Annotated in this window: 14 protein-coding genes; 12 read left to right on the top strand and 2 right to left on the bottom strand. The window is 65.7% G+C overall.

The genetic code is table 11. From position 1 onward, the window contains the following. Window positions 1–40 precede the first annotated feature (40 nt). The 6 genes from AC1DR6_RS07210 (at window position 41) to hpxZ (ending at window position 6,288) form a co-directional block, all read left to right on the top strand. Window positions 41–1,537, top strand: a complete 1,497-nt coding sequence (locus AC1DR6_RS07210; protein ID WP_476828523.1) for a CoA-acylating methylmalonate-semialdehyde dehydrogenase — start codon at window positions 41–43, stop codon at window positions 1,535–1,537. 35 nt (window positions 1,538–1,572) lie between these two features. Continuing rightward, window positions 1,573–2,721: an isobutyryl-CoA dehydrogenase gene (locus AC1DR6_RS07205; protein ID WP_476828522.1), complete on the top strand. Its 1,149-nt coding sequence runs from the start codon at window positions 1,573–1,575 to the stop codon at window positions 2,719–2,721. A 39-nt stretch (window positions 2,722–2,760) separates the two neighbouring features. Beyond that, window positions 2,761–3,648: a 3-hydroxyisobutyrate dehydrogenase gene (mmsB, locus tag AC1DR6_RS07200; protein WP_476828521.1), complete on the top strand. Its 888-nt coding sequence runs from the start codon at window positions 2,761–2,763 to the stop codon at window positions 3,646–3,648. Window positions 3,649–3,714: 66 nt separating this feature from the next. After that, window positions 3,715–4,671, top strand: coding sequence for an NAD(+) diphosphatase (nudC, locus tag AC1DR6_RS07195; protein ID WP_476828520.1), 957 nt, complete (start codon window positions 3,715–3,717; stop codon window positions 4,669–4,671). Window positions 4,672–4,717: 46 nt separating this feature from the next. Then, on the top strand, window positions 4,718–5,893 hold the full coding sequence (locus AC1DR6_RS07190; RefSeq protein ID WP_476828519.1) for an amidase: 1,176 nt from the start codon (window positions 4,718–4,720) through the stop codon (window positions 5,891–5,893). Next, window positions 5,890–6,288: an oxalurate catabolism protein HpxZ gene (gene hpxZ / locus AC1DR6_RS07185; RefSeq protein ID WP_476828518.1), complete on the top strand. Its 399-nt coding sequence runs from the start codon at window positions 5,890–5,892 to the stop codon at window positions 6,286–6,288. The genes AC1DR6_RS07190 and hpxZ overlap by 4 nt, the downstream gene beginning before the upstream one ends. Before the next feature lie 153 nt (window positions 6,289–6,441). Here the strand turns inward: hpxZ and AC1DR6_RS07180 are convergent, their stop codons facing one another. Both AC1DR6_RS07180 and AC1DR6_RS07175 read right to left on the bottom strand, forming a co-directional pair. Next, a complete protein-coding gene (locus AC1DR6_RS07180; protein WP_476828517.1) occupies window positions 6,442–7,296 on the bottom strand; it encodes a prephenate dehydratase in 855 nt (284 codons plus the stop codon). A gap of 16 nt (window positions 7,297–7,312) precedes the next feature. After that, window positions 7,313–8,053 (bottom strand): 3-deoxy-manno-octulosonate cytidylyltransferase, encoded by a 741-nt coding sequence (locus tag AC1DR6_RS07175; RefSeq protein WP_476828516.1) that lies wholly within the window; start codon window positions 8,051–8,053, stop codon window positions 7,313–7,315. 200 nt (window positions 8,054–8,253) lie between these two features. Between AC1DR6_RS07175 and AC1DR6_RS07170 the strand changes: the two genes are divergently transcribed. The 6 genes from AC1DR6_RS07170 (at window position 8,254) to AC1DR6_RS07145 (ending at window position 16,093) form a co-directional block, all read left to right on the top strand. Further along, the gene (locus tag AC1DR6_RS07170; protein ID WP_476828515.1) at window positions 8,254–8,796 is read left to right on the top strand and encodes a c-type cytochrome; all 543 of its coding nucleotides are present in this window, start codon (window positions 8,254–8,256) and stop codon (window positions 8,794–8,796) included. Window positions 8,797–8,977: 181 nt separating this feature from the next. Continuing rightward, window positions 8,978–10,846: an extracellular solute-binding protein gene (locus tag AC1DR6_RS07165; RefSeq protein WP_476828514.1), complete on the top strand. Its 1,869-nt coding sequence runs from the start codon at window positions 8,978–8,980 to the stop codon at window positions 10,844–10,846. A gap of 139 nt (window positions 10,847–10,985) precedes the next feature. Continuing rightward, window positions 10,986–12,071 (top strand): microcin C ABC transporter permease YejB, encoded by a 1,086-nt coding sequence (locus AC1DR6_RS07160; RefSeq protein ID WP_476828513.1) that lies wholly within the window; start codon window positions 10,986–10,988, stop codon window positions 12,069–12,071. A gap of 1 nt (window position 12,072) precedes the next feature. Further along, on the top strand, window positions 12,073–13,248 hold the full coding sequence (locus AC1DR6_RS07155) for an ABC transporter permease (protein WP_476828512.1): 1,176 nt from the start codon (window positions 12,073–12,075) through the stop codon (window positions 13,246–13,248). Then, window positions 13,245–14,873 (top strand): ABC transporter ATP-binding protein, encoded by a 1,629-nt coding sequence (locus tag AC1DR6_RS07150; protein ID WP_476828511.1) that lies wholly within the window; start codon window positions 13,245–13,247, stop codon window positions 14,871–14,873. The genes AC1DR6_RS07155 and AC1DR6_RS07150 overlap by 4 nt, the downstream gene beginning before the upstream one ends. A 2-nt stretch (window positions 14,874–14,875) precedes the next feature. After that, window positions 14,876–16,093, top strand: coding sequence for a phosphopentomutase (locus AC1DR6_RS07145; protein WP_476828510.1), 1,218 nt, complete (start codon window positions 14,876–14,878; stop codon window positions 16,091–16,093). Window positions 16,094–16,095 lie beyond the last annotated feature (2 nt).

Raw genomic sequence — 16,095 nt, 5'->3', positions numbered from 1 at the left:
CCACAGGATCGTAAGATCGACAATTCGTAGGGAGGGCGCCATGCGTCAGGTCGGGCATTATATCGGCGGCAAGCACGTCGACGGCACCTCGGGGCGCACCGCCGACATCTACCAACCGATGGATGGCAGCGTGATCGGCAAGGTCGCTCTGGCGAGCCCTTCCGAACTCGACGCCGCCGTGCAAAACGCAGCCGAAGCGCAGGTGAAATGGGCCGCGGTTAACCCGCAGCGCCGCGCCCGCGTGCTGATGAAATTCCTCGACCTGATCGCGCAGAACAACGAGGAGCTGGCCGAGCTTCTGGCGCGTGAGCATGGCAAGACCATCCCCGACGCCAAGGGCGACATCCAGCGCGGCGTCGAGGTGGTCGAGTTCTCGCTCGGCATCCCCAACCTGATGAAGGGCGAGTTCACGGACGGCGCCGGCCCAGGCATCGACATCTATTCGCTGCGCCAGCCGCTTGGCGTCGTCGCCGGCATCACCCCGTTTAATTTCCCCGCGATGATCCCGCTCTGGAAGCTCGGCCCCGCGATCGCCTGCGGCAACGCCTTCATCCTGAAGCCTTCCGAGCGCGATCCCGGCGTGCCGATGCGCCTGGCCGAGCTTTTCGTCGAGGCAGGCGGCCCTCCCGGCATCCTCAACGTCGTCAACGGCGACAAGGAAGCGGTCGACGCCATCCTCGACCACCCCGAAATCAAGGCCGTCGGCTTCGTTGGCTCGACGCCGATCGCGGAGTATATCTACGCCCGCGGTTGCGCCAATGGTAAGCGCGTGCAGTGCTTCGGCGGCGCCAAGAACCACATGGTCATCATGCCTGACGCAGACATGGACCAGGCCGTCGATGCGCTGATCGGCGCGGGCTACGGCTCGGCCGGCGAGCGCTGCATGGCGATTTCGGTCGCGGTTCCGGTCGGCAAGGCCACCGCCGACGAGTTGGTGAAGCGGCTTATTCCCCGCGTCGAGAGCCTGAAGATCGGCCCCTCGACCGACTCCAGCGCCGATTACGGCCCGGTCGTTACGAAGGCGGCGGAAGAAAAGATCCGCTCCTATATCGAGCTTGGCGTCCAGGAAGGCGCGACGCTCACCGTCGACGGCCGCGACTTCAAGATGCAGGGCTACGAGAACGGCTTCTATGTCGGCGGTTGCCTGTTCGACAACGTCACCAAGGACATGCGCATCTATAAGGAAGAGATCTTCGGGCCGGTTCTCTCCGTCGTCCGTGCAGAGAGCTATGAAGAAGCGCTGAAACTCACCAACGACCACGAATACGGCAACGGCACCGCGATCTTCACCCGCGACGGCGATGCGGCGCGCGACTTCGCCTCGAAAGTGCAGGTCGGCATGGTCGGCATCAACGTGCCGATCCCGGTGCCGCTGGCCTATTACACCTTCGGCGGCTGGAAGCGCTCCTCCTTCGGCGACCTCAACCAGCACGGGCCGGACTCGATCCGCTTCTACACCAAGACCAAAACAGTGACGGCGCGCTGGCCTTCCGGCATCAAGGATGGCGCGAGCTTCGTCATTCCGACGATGAACTGAGCGAGCCAAGACGAGCGGATAGAAACGAGGTGGCCATGTTCTCGTTGACCGAGGATCAACTCGCCATCCAGGAGATGGCCACCGCTTTCGCCACTGATACCCTCGCGCCCAACGCCACGCGCTGGGACGAGGAGAAGCATTTCCCTGTCGAGGAAATGCGCCAAGCGGCCGCGCTCGGCATGGGCGGCATTTATATCCAGGAGGATGTCGGCGGGTCGGGCTTGAGCCGCCTCGACGCAGCCCTGATCTTCGAAGCGCTTTCGACGGGATGTCCGACGGTCGCGGCCTATATCTCGATCCACAACATGTGCGCCTGGATGATCGACCGCTATGGGTCGGACGAGCAGCGCCAGCGCGTCCTGCCGAAGCTCTGCACGATGGAGCATCTGGCGAGCTATTGCCTGACCGAGCCTGGTGCCGGGTCGGACGCCGCCGCGCTGAAGACCAAGGCGGTGCTCGACGGCGAGCATTACGTCCTCGACGGGCAAAAGCAGTTCATCTCGGGCGCTGGTGTTTCCGACATTTATGTCGTGATGGTGCGCACTGGCGAGGCCGGTCCCAAGGGCATCTCGACACTGGTGGTCGAGAAGGGCACGCCCGGCCTCTCCTTCGGCGCCGAGGAAAAGAAAATGGGCTGGAACGCCCAGCCGACGCGTGCGGTGATCTTCGAGAACTGCCGCGTACCCGTCGCCAACCGACTGGGGCCAGAGGGCATCGGCTTCAAGATCGCGATGGCGGGGCTCGATGGCGGGYGGCTGAATATCGGCGCCTGCTCTATCGGCGGGGCTCAAGCCGCGCTCGACAAATCCATTGCCTACGCGAAAGAACGCAGGGCTTTCGGCTCGGCGATCGCGGATTTTCAGGCGCTGCAGTTCAAGCTCGCCGACATGGCGACTGAGTTGGAGGCGGCCCGCAGCTTGTTGTGGCGCGCCGCCGCCGCCCTCGATGCCAAGGCACCGGACGCGACCAAGCTTTGCGCCATGGCCAAGCGCATCGCGACCGACACCGGCTTCGAGGTCGCCAACGACGCCCTGCAAATCCATGGCGGCTACGGCTATCTCGCCGATTACGGCATCGAGAAGATCGTCCGAGATCTCCGCGTCCACCAGATCCTCGAAGGCACCAACGAGGTGATGCGGATGATCGTCGCGCGCGGGCTGGTCGGCCGTGCGAAGGGGAATTGAGCAGCGCTGCTCACGTCAGAACTAGGGAGAGATGGCACCATGAGCAGCATCGCCTTTATCGGCCTCGGCAATATGGGCGGCCCGATGGCCGGGAACCTCGTCAAGGCTGGACATAGCGTCAAAGCTTTCGATCTCGTCGAAGCTTCGCGGCAGGCTGCTGCCGAACTCGGCGTCGGCATCGCTGCTTCCGCGAAGGAAGCTGTCGCCGAGGCCGAGATCGTCGTTACGATGCTCCCCGCGGGCAAGCATGTGCTGACAGTGTGGGCCGATATTCTGCCGGCGGTTAAGCCCGGCACGCTCCTGATCGATTCCTCGACGATCGATGTCGAGAGCGCCCGGAAAGCGCATGCGCTCGCAGCCGAACATGGCTGCCTGTCGCTGGATGCGCCGGTTTCCGGCGGCACCGGCGGCGCGAAGGGCGGCACGCTGACCTTCATGGTCGGCGGCAGCGAGGAAGCGTTCGATCGCGGCGAGCCTGTTCTGGCCAGGATGGGCCGCAAGATCGTGCATTGCGGCGCCGCCGGAAACGGCCAGGCCGCGAAGATCTGCAACAACATGATCCTCGGCGTCTCGATGATCGGCGTGTCCGAGGCCTTCGTTCTGGCGGAAAAGCTCGGCCTTTCGCATCAATCGCTCTTCGACGTGGCTTCGACTTCGTCAGGGCAATGCTGGTCGCTGACGACCTATTGCCCTGTGCCGGGGCCGGTGCCGACCTCGCCGGCCAACAACGACTACAAGCCCGGTTTCGCCTCGGCCTTGATGCTGAAAGACCTCAAGCTCGCGCAGGAGGCGGCACAGAGCGCCGGCGCATCGACGCCGCTGGGAGCCGCCGCCGCGCAGTTGTTCGGGCTGCACAATGCCTGGGGCGAAGGCGACGCGGATTTCTCGGGGATCATCCACATGCTGCGCGGGCGCGACAAGGGCTGACGCGTCGTGGAAGATCGGCGCGCGAGGCGCTTGCGCACCCCCGCCACGCGGCGTTAGACCCTTGCCATGACCGACACGACGCCTCGCCGCGAACGCTCCGCCCTCACAGGATTTGCGGATAACCGGCTCGACCGGCGCGAAGACCTGCGCAACAAACCCGATGCGGTGAGCGCGCTGCGCCACCGCTCCGACACCCGCATCACGGTGGTGGCCGGCGAGACGCCGGTGCTGAACCGCATGGGCACGGACGAACTCTCGATCTGGTTCAGCCATGGCGAGACCGAGATGCTCGGACCCGCGCTGGAGGAGATCTTTCTGGGCATGGCGGAAGATGGCTCGCCACGCTTCGGCCGCCTGCTCGACCGCGCGCTGATCGAGCCGCTGACGGCACGGCCCGAGTTGCTGCTGACCGATCTGCGCTCGGTGGCGCTGAAGCGTCTCGTGCCGACCGATGAGATCGGGCCCCTCGGCGAAGCCAAGGCCGTCCTGGACTGGCACGCTCGCCATCGCTTCTGCGCGCAATGCGGCGGGACGACCGTCGCGGGCGCCTCCGGCTGGCGGCGCGAATGCAGCAATTGCGGCGCGATGCATTTTCCGCGCACCGACCCGGTCGTGATCATGCTGGTGACGCGCGGCGACAACTGCCTGCTGGCGCGCCAGTCGCGTTTCGCGCCGGGCATGTACTCCTGCATCGCCGGCTTCGTCGAGCCGGGCGAAACCCTGGAGAACGCGGTGCGGCGCGAGAGCTGGGAAGAGACCGGCTTGCGCATCGGCACGGTGCGCTATCTCGCCTCCCAGCCCTGGCCATTCCCCTCCTCCATCATGGTCGGCTGCATCGCCGAGGCATTGGGCGACGAGATCACGCTCGACATGTCGGAGCTGGAGGACGGCCGCTGGTTCTCCCGCGACGAAGTGCTTCAGATGATGGAGGGCGCCCATCCCGACGGGCTGTCGTGCCCGCAGCATATCGCGATCGCCAACACGCTGGTGCGCGCCTGGGCGATCGAAGGCGAAAAGCCCTGACGCCGTCCGCTTTTAACGACAACCGCGATCTCGGGGCGCTGGAAGCATGACGGACGCCGTCAACGCCTTCGTACCGGGGCCGCGTGCCCGTATCGCCGGCACACAGGGCGGCCCGCTTTCCGGCCTGACCTTTGCGGTCAAGGATCTTTTTGACGTCGCAGGCGTGCCGACCGGCGGCGGCAATCACGATTGGGCCAAGGCGAACCCCGTTCCCGCTCGTCACGCCTGGGCGGTTCAGCGCCTGCTCGACGCCGGAGCGGAACTCGTCGGCAAGACGGTCACGGACGAAGTTTCGCTCGGAATTCTCGGCGAAAGCGCCTTCGACGGCACGCCGCTGAACAGCGCCGCACCGGAGCGCGTGCCGGGCGGCTCTTCGTCAGGCTCGGCGGCTGCGGTAGCCGCCGGTTTGTGCGACACCGCGCTTGGCACGGATACCGGCGGTTCGATGCGGGTGCCGGCGAGCTTCTGCGGGCTTTACGGCATCCGCCCGACCCATGGCCGGCTCGATTTGAGCGGGCTGATGCCGCAGGCGCCCAGTTCCGACACCGCCGGCTGGTTCGCGCGGGATGCCGCCACCTTCGCAAGGGTCGGCACTGCGATGCTCGGGGAGGCGCCGGGGCCGCTGCCGAACCAGCTGATCATCGCGGTCGACGCCTTCGGTTTCGCCGATCCCGACGTCGCCGAGGCGTTGCGGCCCATGGTCGAGCGGCTTGCAAAAATCCTCGGCGCGACAGCGCGCGAGGAGATCATGGCGCCACAGGGGCTTTCGGTCTGGGCGCGGGCGCAACGCTGCCTGCAACCGGTCGAGGCGTGGGCGACCTTCCGCCCCTGGATCGAGCAGCACAATCCGCGCATGGCCTTCGGCGTCGCGGCCGGGCTGATCGCTGGCTCGCAGGTTTCGGCGGCCGATCAGGGCTGGGCAGCGCTGATGCGCGAGGAGGCGCGCGCCAGGATGCGCCATCTGCTGTCACCGGGCGCGATCCTGTGCCTGCCGACGACGCCCTTCCCTGCGCCGCTGCGCGGCCAGTCCATTCCTGCGCTGCGGCCGGTGCGGGACCGGATCACCTGCCTCTGCGCCCAGGGGGGACTTGCCGGCCACCCCCAGGTGAGCCTGCCGGGAGCGACGGTGGACGGGGCGCCGGTCGGGCTTTCGATCATCGGCGGCCGTGGCACGGATGCCGCATTGCTGGCCGTCGCGCTCGCCATGGAGGATGCCGCGTGACGGACCTGACGCCCAACCTGCCCGATGTGGTCGCGGAGATCGGCGAACTCTTCGAGACATACGAGCAGGCGCTGATCGACAAGGACGTCGCGGTGCTGGACCGCACCTTCTGGAACAGCCCGCACACGATCCGCTACGCTTTCGCTGAGAACGGCTACGGCTTCGACGAGATCCATGCCCATCGCGTTGCGCGGCCGCCGGGACCGGGATCGAAAGAGAAGCGGCTCAGGCTGGAAATCCTGACGCTCGGCCGCGATTTCGCGACGGTAAACCTCGAATTCAAGCTGCGCGGCCGCGATCTCGTCGGCCGGCAGAGCCAAACGTGGGTGCGCTTCGCCGATCTCGGCTGGAAGGTCGTCTCGGCTCACGTCTCGACGATGGAGCCGCGAGGCTGACCGGCGGTCGAGACAACTCAGCACGTCGGCAACAGGCGATGCGGTTTCCCGTCATTGCGAGCAGAGCGAAGCAATCCAGGGGACGTAGCGCTCTGCCGCTCTGGATTGCTTCGCTGCGCTCGCAATGACGGGGATGATACCGAGGCGGCCACCCTATTCCGCCGGCTCTCCGAGGGTCGAGCGGAACTCGCTTGCCGGGTAGACGCCCATGATCCTCATCTCTTTCGAGAAGAAGGCGAGTTCGTCGAGCGCGCGGCGCAGCGCCGGGTCGTCGGGATGCCCCTCGACATCGGCATAGAACATCGTCGCCGAGAACAGCCCGTCGACCATGTAGCTTTCGAGCTTCGTCATGTTGACGCCGTTGGTGGCAAAACCGCCCATCGCCTTGTAAAGCGCGGCGGGAATGTTGCGGACGCGGAACATCAGCGTCGTCACCGTCCTGGCCTCGCTTTGGCGCGCGTATTCCGGATATTTCGACAGCACGACGAAGCGGGTCGTATTGTGCTTTTCGTCCTCGATATCCTCCATCAGGATGTTGAGGCCGTAGACCTCGGCGGCGATGCGGGGGGCAATGGCCGCATGGGTCACGTCGCCGGTCTCCGCGACCTGCCGGGCGGACCCGGCGGTATCGGCAGCGACCTCGGCCTTGAGGCCGAGCTTGCGGATGATCTTGCGGCACTGGCCGAGCGCATGGATGTGGCTCTGCACGGTTTTCACCGTCGCCAGCGTCGCGCCCTCCACCGCCATCAGATGGAAGCGGATCGGCAGGAAATGCTCGCCGATGATGTGCAGCCCCGAGCGCGGCAGAAGATGATGGATGTCGGCGACGCGGCCGGCGATCGAATTGTCGATCGGGATCATGCCGTAGCGCGCCTTGCCGTCGCTGACGGCCGCAAGCGCATCCTCGAACGTCGGGCAAGGCAGGAGTTCGCAGTCCGGAAACACCTGCAGGGCGGCCTGGGACGAGAAGGCTCCAGGTTCACCCTGATAGGACACGACGAAGGACATAGGGCGCTTTCCAGGCTCAGGCACGGATGGTCTTCAGGATCGCGCGGGCGCGGTCGAGATCGGGCGGCGTGTCGACGCCGCGCGGCACCTGATCGACGATCATCACGTCGATGCGCATGCCGTTTTCCAGCGCCCGCAGCTGCTCGAGCTTTTCGCGCAGCTCCAGCGGCGATTGCGGCAAGCTGACGAAGCGCTCGAGCGCGGGGCGGCGATAGGCATACAGGCCGATATGGTGGTAGAGCGGCCCCTCGCCATAGGGTGCGGTGGCGCGAGTGAAGTAGAAGGCGCGCAGATGGCGCGGCCCGATCTCGCTGCCGATGAGCTTGACCACGCTGGGCGCTGTCTTCTCCTCCTCCTCCGTGATCTCGCCGGCGAGCGTCGCGATATCCACCGCCGGGTCGGCAAGCGGCTTCACCGCCTCGCCGATGGCGGAGGGCGCCAGCGTCGGGAAATCCCCCTGTACGTTGACGATGATGTCGTAGCGCCGCTCCGGGTCGAGGATGTCGGCGGCTTCCTTGATGCGGTCGGAGCCGGTCTGATGGGCGGTGCTGGTCATCACCGCCATGCCGCCCGCTGCCTCGATGGCCGCGACGATGTCCGGCGAATCCGTGGCGACCGCCACGTCTCCGGCGCCAGACGCGACAGCGCGGCGCCAGACATGCACGATCATCGGCTCGCCATGGATGTCGGCAAGCGGCTTGCCCGGCAGGCGGGTCGCCGCCATGCGGGCGGGGATCAGGATCAGCGGATTCGGCATGGCTCGCTGCGGGTGCTGGCGGCGCCTCGTGCCGGCTGGCGAGAAGCGTCGAAAAGTCTCTAGGAAGCGCGCTTATACGAGTTGCAATCGGGCGCGCAAAGCGGTTAAGCAACAGCCGAGGCTGGAGCTTTTCAAAGCTCCGTCATGCGCAATCTCCGTCTCCGTGGCTCGGCTGCGGCAGGCTCCAGGGTTCGGATACGATGAACATCGAGGCCAATAAAGTCGCCGGCGCGCTTCTTTCCACGCTGCTCGTGGTGATGGGGCTTCAGATGGTGTCCGGCATCGTGTTCACCTCGCACAAACCCAAAGTGCCCGGCTTCGACCTGCCCAACGTCGAGCCGGCCGCTGCCGGCGGCGCTGCGCCCGCCGCCGTCGAGGATCCGCCGATCGTCGAGCGCCTTGCCAAGGCCGACCCGGCCAAGGGCGAAAAGGCGACCGCCGCCTGCAAGGCCTGCCATAACTTCGAGAAGGGCGGTGCCAACAAGGTCGGCCCGCATCTCTACGGCGTTTACGGCCGCAGCGAAGGCGCCGTCGAGGGCTTCGCCTATTCCGCCGCGATGAAAGCCCGCAACGACAAGAAGTGGGAGGCCGACGGCCTCGACCATTTCCTGAAGAACCCGAAGGCTTATGTGCCGGGCACTGCGATGTCCTTTGCCGGCATCAGCAACCCGACCACCCGCGCCGACGTGGTCGCTTATCTTAACACGCTGTCGGACGCGCCACAGCCGCTGCCGAAGCCCTGACGGGCGTCGAGGCAAGCGCGTCAGTCTTTCGATCAAGCCGGGCCTCGTGCCCGGCTTTTTCATGCGGCGCCTTGGCTTGCCCTCACCATCGCCGGAATCGCGGACCAAAGACCGTCATTGCCGATCCGGCGCCGGCAGGCGACATAGGATCAGGCGATTCGGACGAAGGAGACGCGAGACGATGGCGATGCGCATCACACGCCGATGGCTGTTGGAGGCCGGAGGCGTCATGGCGGCGACCGCTGCCCTGCCGGAACTGTCCGGGGTGGCGCAGGCGCAGGACGGCGAGATCCACGGCCTCTCCGTCTTCGGCGAGCTGGCGCTGCCGCCCGATTTCCCGAATTTCGCCTATGTGAACCCGAAGGCGCCCAAGGGCGGCACGCTGACGCTCCAGATCAAGCAGGCGGCCGGCAACCAGAGCTTCGACACCTTCAACACGCTCAACACCTTCGTGCTTCAGGGCGATGGCGCAGCCGGCATGGATGCCTGCTTCGACAGCCTGATGGCCGGCTCCGGCGACGAGCCCGGCTCCGTCTACGGGCTGTTGGCGAAGAGCGTGGCCGTCTCGCCCGACCGGCTGACCTATCGCTTCCGGCTGCGCCCGGAGGCGAAGTTCAGCGACGGCTCGCGCGTGACTGCGCGCGATGTCGCCTTTTCGCTCAACATCCTGAAGGCGAAGGGTCACCCGTCCTTCCGTCTCCTGCTCGGCGAATTGGTTTCGGCGGAGGCAGAGGGTGACGACATCGCCGTGATTAGCCTAAGCCCGACACGAAGCCGCGATCTGCATCTAATCGTGGCCGGCCTGCCCGTGTTCTCGGAAAAATATTGGTCGACGCGGGATTTCACCGCCTCGACCCTGGAGCCGCCGCTCGGCTCCGGCGCCTACAAGGTCGGGCGCCTCGAGCAGGGGCGTTTCATCGAGTTCGAGCGCGTGGCCGATTATTGGGCCAAGGATTTAGCCGTGAATGTCGGCACCAACAATTTCGACCGGGTACGCTGGGAGTATTTTCGCGACCGGCAGGTGGCGTTCGAGGCCTTCAAGAGCGGCATCATCACCTTCCAGGAGGAGTTCACCTCGCGCCTCTGGGCGACAGGCTACGATTTCCCCGCAATGAAGGAAGGCAAGGTCAGGAAGGAGGCGCTGCCGAAGACTGATCCGGTGGCGTCCCAAGGCTGGCTGTTCAATCTGCGGCGCGAGAAATTCGCCGATCCGCGTATCCGCGAGGCGATTGGCCTGGCGTTCGACTTCGAATGGACGCGCAAAACGATCATGTTCGGCTCTTATGAGCGCATGACGTCCTACTTCGAGAACTCCGACTCCAAGGCCGTCGGCAAGCCTTCGCCCGAAGAGCTCGCACTGCTGGAGCCGTTCCGTGGGCAGGTTCCCGACGAGGTCTTCGGCGAGCCCTATCTGCCGCCGGTCTCCGATGGTTCCGGCAGCGACCGCGCTCTGCTGCGCAAGGCCGACGAGATGCTGCGCGCCGCCGGCTGCAAGCGTGACGGCACCATGCTGAAGCTACCAAACGGCCAGCCCTTCGAGATCGAATTCCTCGATTCGAGTCCGGCGCTGCAGCCGCATACCCAGCCTTTCCAGGCCAATCTCAAGCGGCTCGGCATCAATGCGGTCTCGCGCCTCGTCGACCCCGCGCAATATCAGCGGCGCACGCAGGAGTTCGACTTCGACATCGTCAGCCAGGCCTTGTCGGGCAGCGCGATCCCCAGCGACTCCCTGCGGATCGTCTATGGTTCGGAAGCTGCGAAGACGCCGGGTTCGCGCAATCTCGTCGGAGTTGCCAGCCCCGCGATCGACACCATGATCGAAAAGATCGGCCAGGCGCAAAGCTATGCCGAGGTCGTGGTCGCCGCCAAGTGCCTCGACCGGCTGCTGCGCGCCGGCCGCTACTGGATTCCGATGTGGTGGAACAACGAGACCTGGATCGCCCATTGGGACATGTTCGAGCGACCGCAGACCAAGCCTAAATTCGGCTCCGGTGCGCCGGGAACCTGGTGGTTCGACGCCGAGAAAGCCAAGCGGATCGGGAAGGCGTGATGGAGTTGGCGTTTCGAAGCCCTTGCCGTCATTGCGAGCGTCGCGAAGCAATCCAGGGGGCTGGGCAGAAGCGTTCAACCCAGTCCCCCTGGATTGCTTCGTCGGCTTCGCCTTCTCGCAATGACGGGGTGTTCCGGACGTGTTGAGCTACATCGCCCGCCGCATCGCGTTGATGGTGCCGACCCTGCTGGGCATCCTGCTGGTGTCCTTCACCATCGTTCAGTTCGCGCCCGGCGGGCCGGTCGAGCGCGTGATCTCGCAGCTCCAAAACCCCAATGGCGGCGCGGCCGATCGTGTCGGCGGCGGCCAGGGGGGCGATGGCGGTGCGCATGGCGACGCATCGGCCTATCGCGGCGCACAGGGGCTCGATCCCGCCTTCATCAAGGAGCTGGAAAAGCAGTTCGGCTTCGACAAACCGGCTCCCGAGCGCTTCTGGAAAATGCTGACCGACTATGCCCGCTTCGATTTCGGGCGCAGCTATTTCCGCGACGCGCCGGTGCTGCAGCTGATCAAGGAAAAGCTGCCGGTCTCGATCTCGCTCGGTCTCTGGATGACGCTGCTCTCCTACATGATCTCGATCCCGCTCGGCATTCGCAAGGCCGTGCGGGAGGGATCGCGCTTCGACACCTGGACAAGCGCCGTCGTCATCGTCGGCTACGCCATCCCGAGTTTCCTGTTCGCGATCCTGCTGATCGTGCTCTTCGCCGGCGGCTCGTTCTGGCAGATTTTCCCGCTGCGGGGCCTAACCTCCGACAACTGGGCGCAGCTCTCGCTGCTCGGCAAGATCAAGGACTATCTCTGGCATATCGCCCTGCCGGTGACCGCGATGGCGCTCGGCGCCTTCGCGACCTCGACGCTGCTGACGAAGAACTCATTCCTCGACGAAATCAGGAAGCAATACGTCCTGACCGCGCGGATGAAGGGGCTGTCGGAGCGCGGGGTGCTCTACGGCCATGTCTTCCGCAACGCGATGCTGATCGTGATCGCCGGCTTCCCCGGCGCCTTCGTCAGCGCGCTGTTTGCCGGCTCGCTGCTGATCGAGACGATCTTCTCGCTGGATGGGCTCGGGCTTTTGTCCTTCGAGGCGATCGTCAACCGCGATTACCCCGTCGTCTTCGCCAACCTCTACATCTTCTCGCTGATCGGCCTGATCGTGCATCTTCTCACCGACCTGACCTATAGCTGGGTCGATCCCCGCATCGATTTCGAGACGCGGGACGCTTGAGATGAGCGACACGCTCCTTGCGCCTCCGCCTCCCTCAGCCCGCAGCGATGCTCCGCTTGCGCCGTCGCAGATGCGTGAGGGCTGGCTGAAGCTGACCCCGATCAATCGCCGCAGGCTCGACAACTTCAAGGCCAACCGGCGTGGCTGGTGGTCGCTCTGGTTGTTCCTCGCCCTGTTCCTGCTCTCGCTCGTTGCCGAGCTGATCGCAAACGATCGTCCCCTTCTCGTCAGTTACAAGGGCGAGTGGCTGGTGCCGGTGGCGGTGAACTATCCGGAGGAAAAGTTCGGCGGCTTCCTCGCCACGACCGATTATCGCGACCCGGTTATCGCCAAGGAAATCGACGCCAACGGTTTCGCGATCTGGCCGCCGATCCGGTATCGCTACAACACCAACAATCTCGATTTGCCCGTCCCCGCCCCGGCCCCGCCGACCTGGATGCTCAAGGACGAGCAGTGCAAGACCATCGCCGAGCGGACCGGCGGCTCGACCTGCCGCGACCTCGAATGGAACTGGCTCGGCACCGACGATCAAGGGCGCGACGTGGTGGCGCGGCTGATCTATGGCTTTCGGATTTCGGTGCTGTTCGGGCTGATCCTGTGCGCCTTCTCCTCGGTGATCGGCATCGCGGCCGGGGCCGTCCAAGGCTATTTCGGCGGTTGGGTCGACCTGATTTTCCAGCGCGTCATCGAGATCTGGACCTCGATCCCGGCGCTTTACCTGCTGATCATCGTCGCGGCGATCATCACGCCGAGCTTCTTCGTGCTGCTCGGCATCCTGCTGCTGTTCTCCTGGGTGTCGCTGGTCGGCGTCGTTCGGGCTGAATTTTTGCGGGCGCGCAACTTCGAATATGTCCGGGCGGCCCGCGCGCTCGGCCTGTCCAGTCGCACGATCATGTGGCGCCACCTCCTGCCGAACGCGATGGTGGCGACGCTGACCTTTCTGCCTTTCATCCTCAACGGCTCGATCACGACGCTAACCTCGCTCGACTTCCTCGGCTTTGGCCTGCCGCCCGGCTCGCCCTCGCTTGGCGAATTGCTGGCGCAGGGCAAGGCCAACCTTCAGGCGCCCTGGCTCGGCCTCTCCGGCTTTGCCGTGATCGCGCTGATGCTCTCGCTGCTGATCTTCATCGGCGAAGCGGTGCGGGACGCCTTCGATCCGCGGAAAACCTTCGCATGAGCGCGCCGCTACTATCTGTCGAAGACCTCTCGGTCGCCTTTCGCCAGGGCGGGCGCGAGACGCTCGCGGTCGACCGGGTTTCCTTTTCCATCGATCAGGGCGAGACCGTCGCGATCGTCGGCGAATCCGGGTCGGGCAAGTCGGTTTCCGCTCTCTCGATCCTGAAGCTGCTGAGCTATCCGGCGGCAAGCCACCCCTCGGGCAAGGTGCTGTTCAAGGGTCAGGATCTGATCGCGGCAGATGAGGACGCGATGCGCAAGGTGCGCGGCAACGACATCACCATGGTGTTCCAGGAGCCGATGACGTCGCTGAATCCGCTGCATCCCATCCAGAAGCAGATCGGGGAAATTCTCGAGCTGCATAAGGGGCTGCGCGGCGAAAAGGCCAAGGCGCGCACGCTCGAACTGCTCGGCCTCGTCGGCATCCGCGACGCGGAAAGCCGGCTCGGCGCTTATCCGCACCAGCTCTCGGGCGGACAGCGCCAGCGCGTGATGATCGCCATGGCGCTCGCCAACGAGCCGGACCTGCTGATCGCAGACGAGCCCACGACGGCGCTCGACGTCACCGTGCAGGCGCAGATCCTGACGCTGCTGAAGGAGCTTCAGGCCCGGCTCGGCATGGCGATGCTGTTCATCACCCATGACCTCGGCATCGTCAGGCGCATCGCCGACCGTGTCGTGGTGATGCTGAAGGGCAAGATCGTCGAGGAGGGGCCGGTCGCGGAGATCTTCGGCAACCCGCAGCATGCCTACACCAAGCGCCTGCTCGCGGCCGAGCCGAAGGGCCGGCCGGAGCCTGTGCCCGCCGACGCCGAGACGCTGCTCGAAGCCGGGCCGATGAAGATCTGGTTCCCGATCAAGTCAGGGTTCATGCGGCGCGTGACCGGCCATGTGAAGGCGGTGGACGGCATTTCGCTCATGGTCCGGGAAGGCGAGACGCTGGGCGTCGTCGGTGAATCCGGCTCGGGCAAGACCACGCTCGGCCTCGCCATCCTCAGGCTGATCGCGTCGGAAGGACCCATCGTCTTTCTCGGCGACCGGATCGACGGATTGTCGTCCAAGCAGATCAGGCCGAAGCGTGCGGATCTGCAGGTCGTCTTCCAGGACCCCTATGGTTCGCTTTCGCCGCGCATGTCCGTGGCGGAGATCGTGGCCGAGGGTCTCGGCGTGCAGCAGAAGAGCCTGTCCTACGAGGCAAAACGGGCCATCGTGGCGCAGGCGCTTGCCGATGTCGGGCTGGATCCCGCCGCGATGGACCGCTACCCGCACGAGTTCTCAGGCGGGCAGCGCCAGCGCATCGCGATCGCCCGCGCCATGGCACTCGATCCGAAATTCGTGGTGCTGGACGAGCCGACCTCGGCGCTCGACATGTCGGTGCAGGCGCAGATCGTCGATCTGCTGCGCGGGCTGCAGGCCAAGCGCAAGCTCGGCTACCTCTTCATCAGCCACGATCTCAAGGTGGTGCGGGCGCTGTCACACCGGGTCGTCGTGATGCAGAACGGCAAGGTCGTCGAGGAAGGGCCGGCGGAGGAGATCTTCGAGCGTCCGCGCGTGCCCTATACGCAGGCGCTGCTCGCCGCCGCGCTCAATCTCGAACCTGTCGCCGCTGCTGCCGTGAGGGAGTGAGGATGCCACGCGCCCTGCTCATCGTGCTCGACTCGGTCGGTTGCGGTGGCGCCGAGGATGCCGCCACCTATGGCGACGAGGGCGCCGATACGCTCGGCCATATCGCGCAGGCCTGCGCCGACGGACGAGGCGACCGGGACGGGTTGCGCAGCGGACCCCTGCATCTGCCGAACCTGGTGCGCCTCGGCCTCGCCCATGCCTGCGAAGCCTCCACGGGCCGCCCGCTGGCCGGCGTCGCGAAGCCATCGCGCGTGGCGGGGCGATGGGGCTATGGCGTCGAGACCAGCCAGGGCAAGGATACACCGTCCGGCCATTGGGAAATCGCAGGCTGCCCGGTGACGTTCGATTGGGGCTACTTTACCGCGCTGGAGAACTCGTTCCCCCCGGAGCTCATAGCCGGCATCGTCAAGGAAGGAGCCCTGCCAGGTATCCTCGGCAACAGGCATGCGCCCGGCGTCACCATCATCGAGGAGCTTGGAGCCGAGCACATCCGGACGGGCAAGCCGATCTGCTACACCTCGGTCGATTCGGTGCTCCAGATCGCGGCCCATGAGGAGCATTTCGGGCTGGAGCGGCTCTACAGACTGTGCAGGACCGCCCGCAGGCTGGTCGATCCGCTGCGGATCGGCCGGGTGATTGCTCGGCCCTTCATCGGCTCGCCCGAGAAAGGGTTTACCCGCACCGGAAACCGCAAGGACTTCGCCATTCCGCCGCCCGGCGAGACGCTGCTCGACCGGCTGGAGGCGCAAGGCCGCGCGGTGATCACCGTCGGCAAGATCGGCGATATCTTCGCCCACCGCGCCACCGGCGAAGAGATCAAGCCGTTCGGCAACGCGGCGATGCTCGACGCTGCGCTCGAGGCCTGGGACAGGCTGCCCGATGGCGGCTTCTGCTTCGTCAATCTCGTCGATTTCGACACCGAATACGGCCACCGGCGCGATGTGCCGGGCTATGCAGCGGCGCTGGAGGCGTTCGACCATTTGCTGCCGCGGCTGGAGAGCGTGCTGCGACCCGGCGATCTCGCGGTGATCACGGCCGATCACGGCAATGATCCGACCTGGCGGGGCACGGACCATACCCGCGAGCACGTTCCGATTCTGGCGTTCGGACCGGGTCTGTCCTGCGAACCCGTCGGGCGTCGCGAGAGCTTTGCCGACATTGCCGCGACCCTCGGTGCCTGGCTCGGCGTCGGAGGGGCCGGGCCGGGTAAAAGCTGGTAGGC

It is taken from the genome of Allobosea sp. P5_A5, assembly GCF_056400625.1.
Note: the sequence above shows the minus strand (reverse complement) of the source record. Positions and strands in the feature narration are given on the sequence as shown.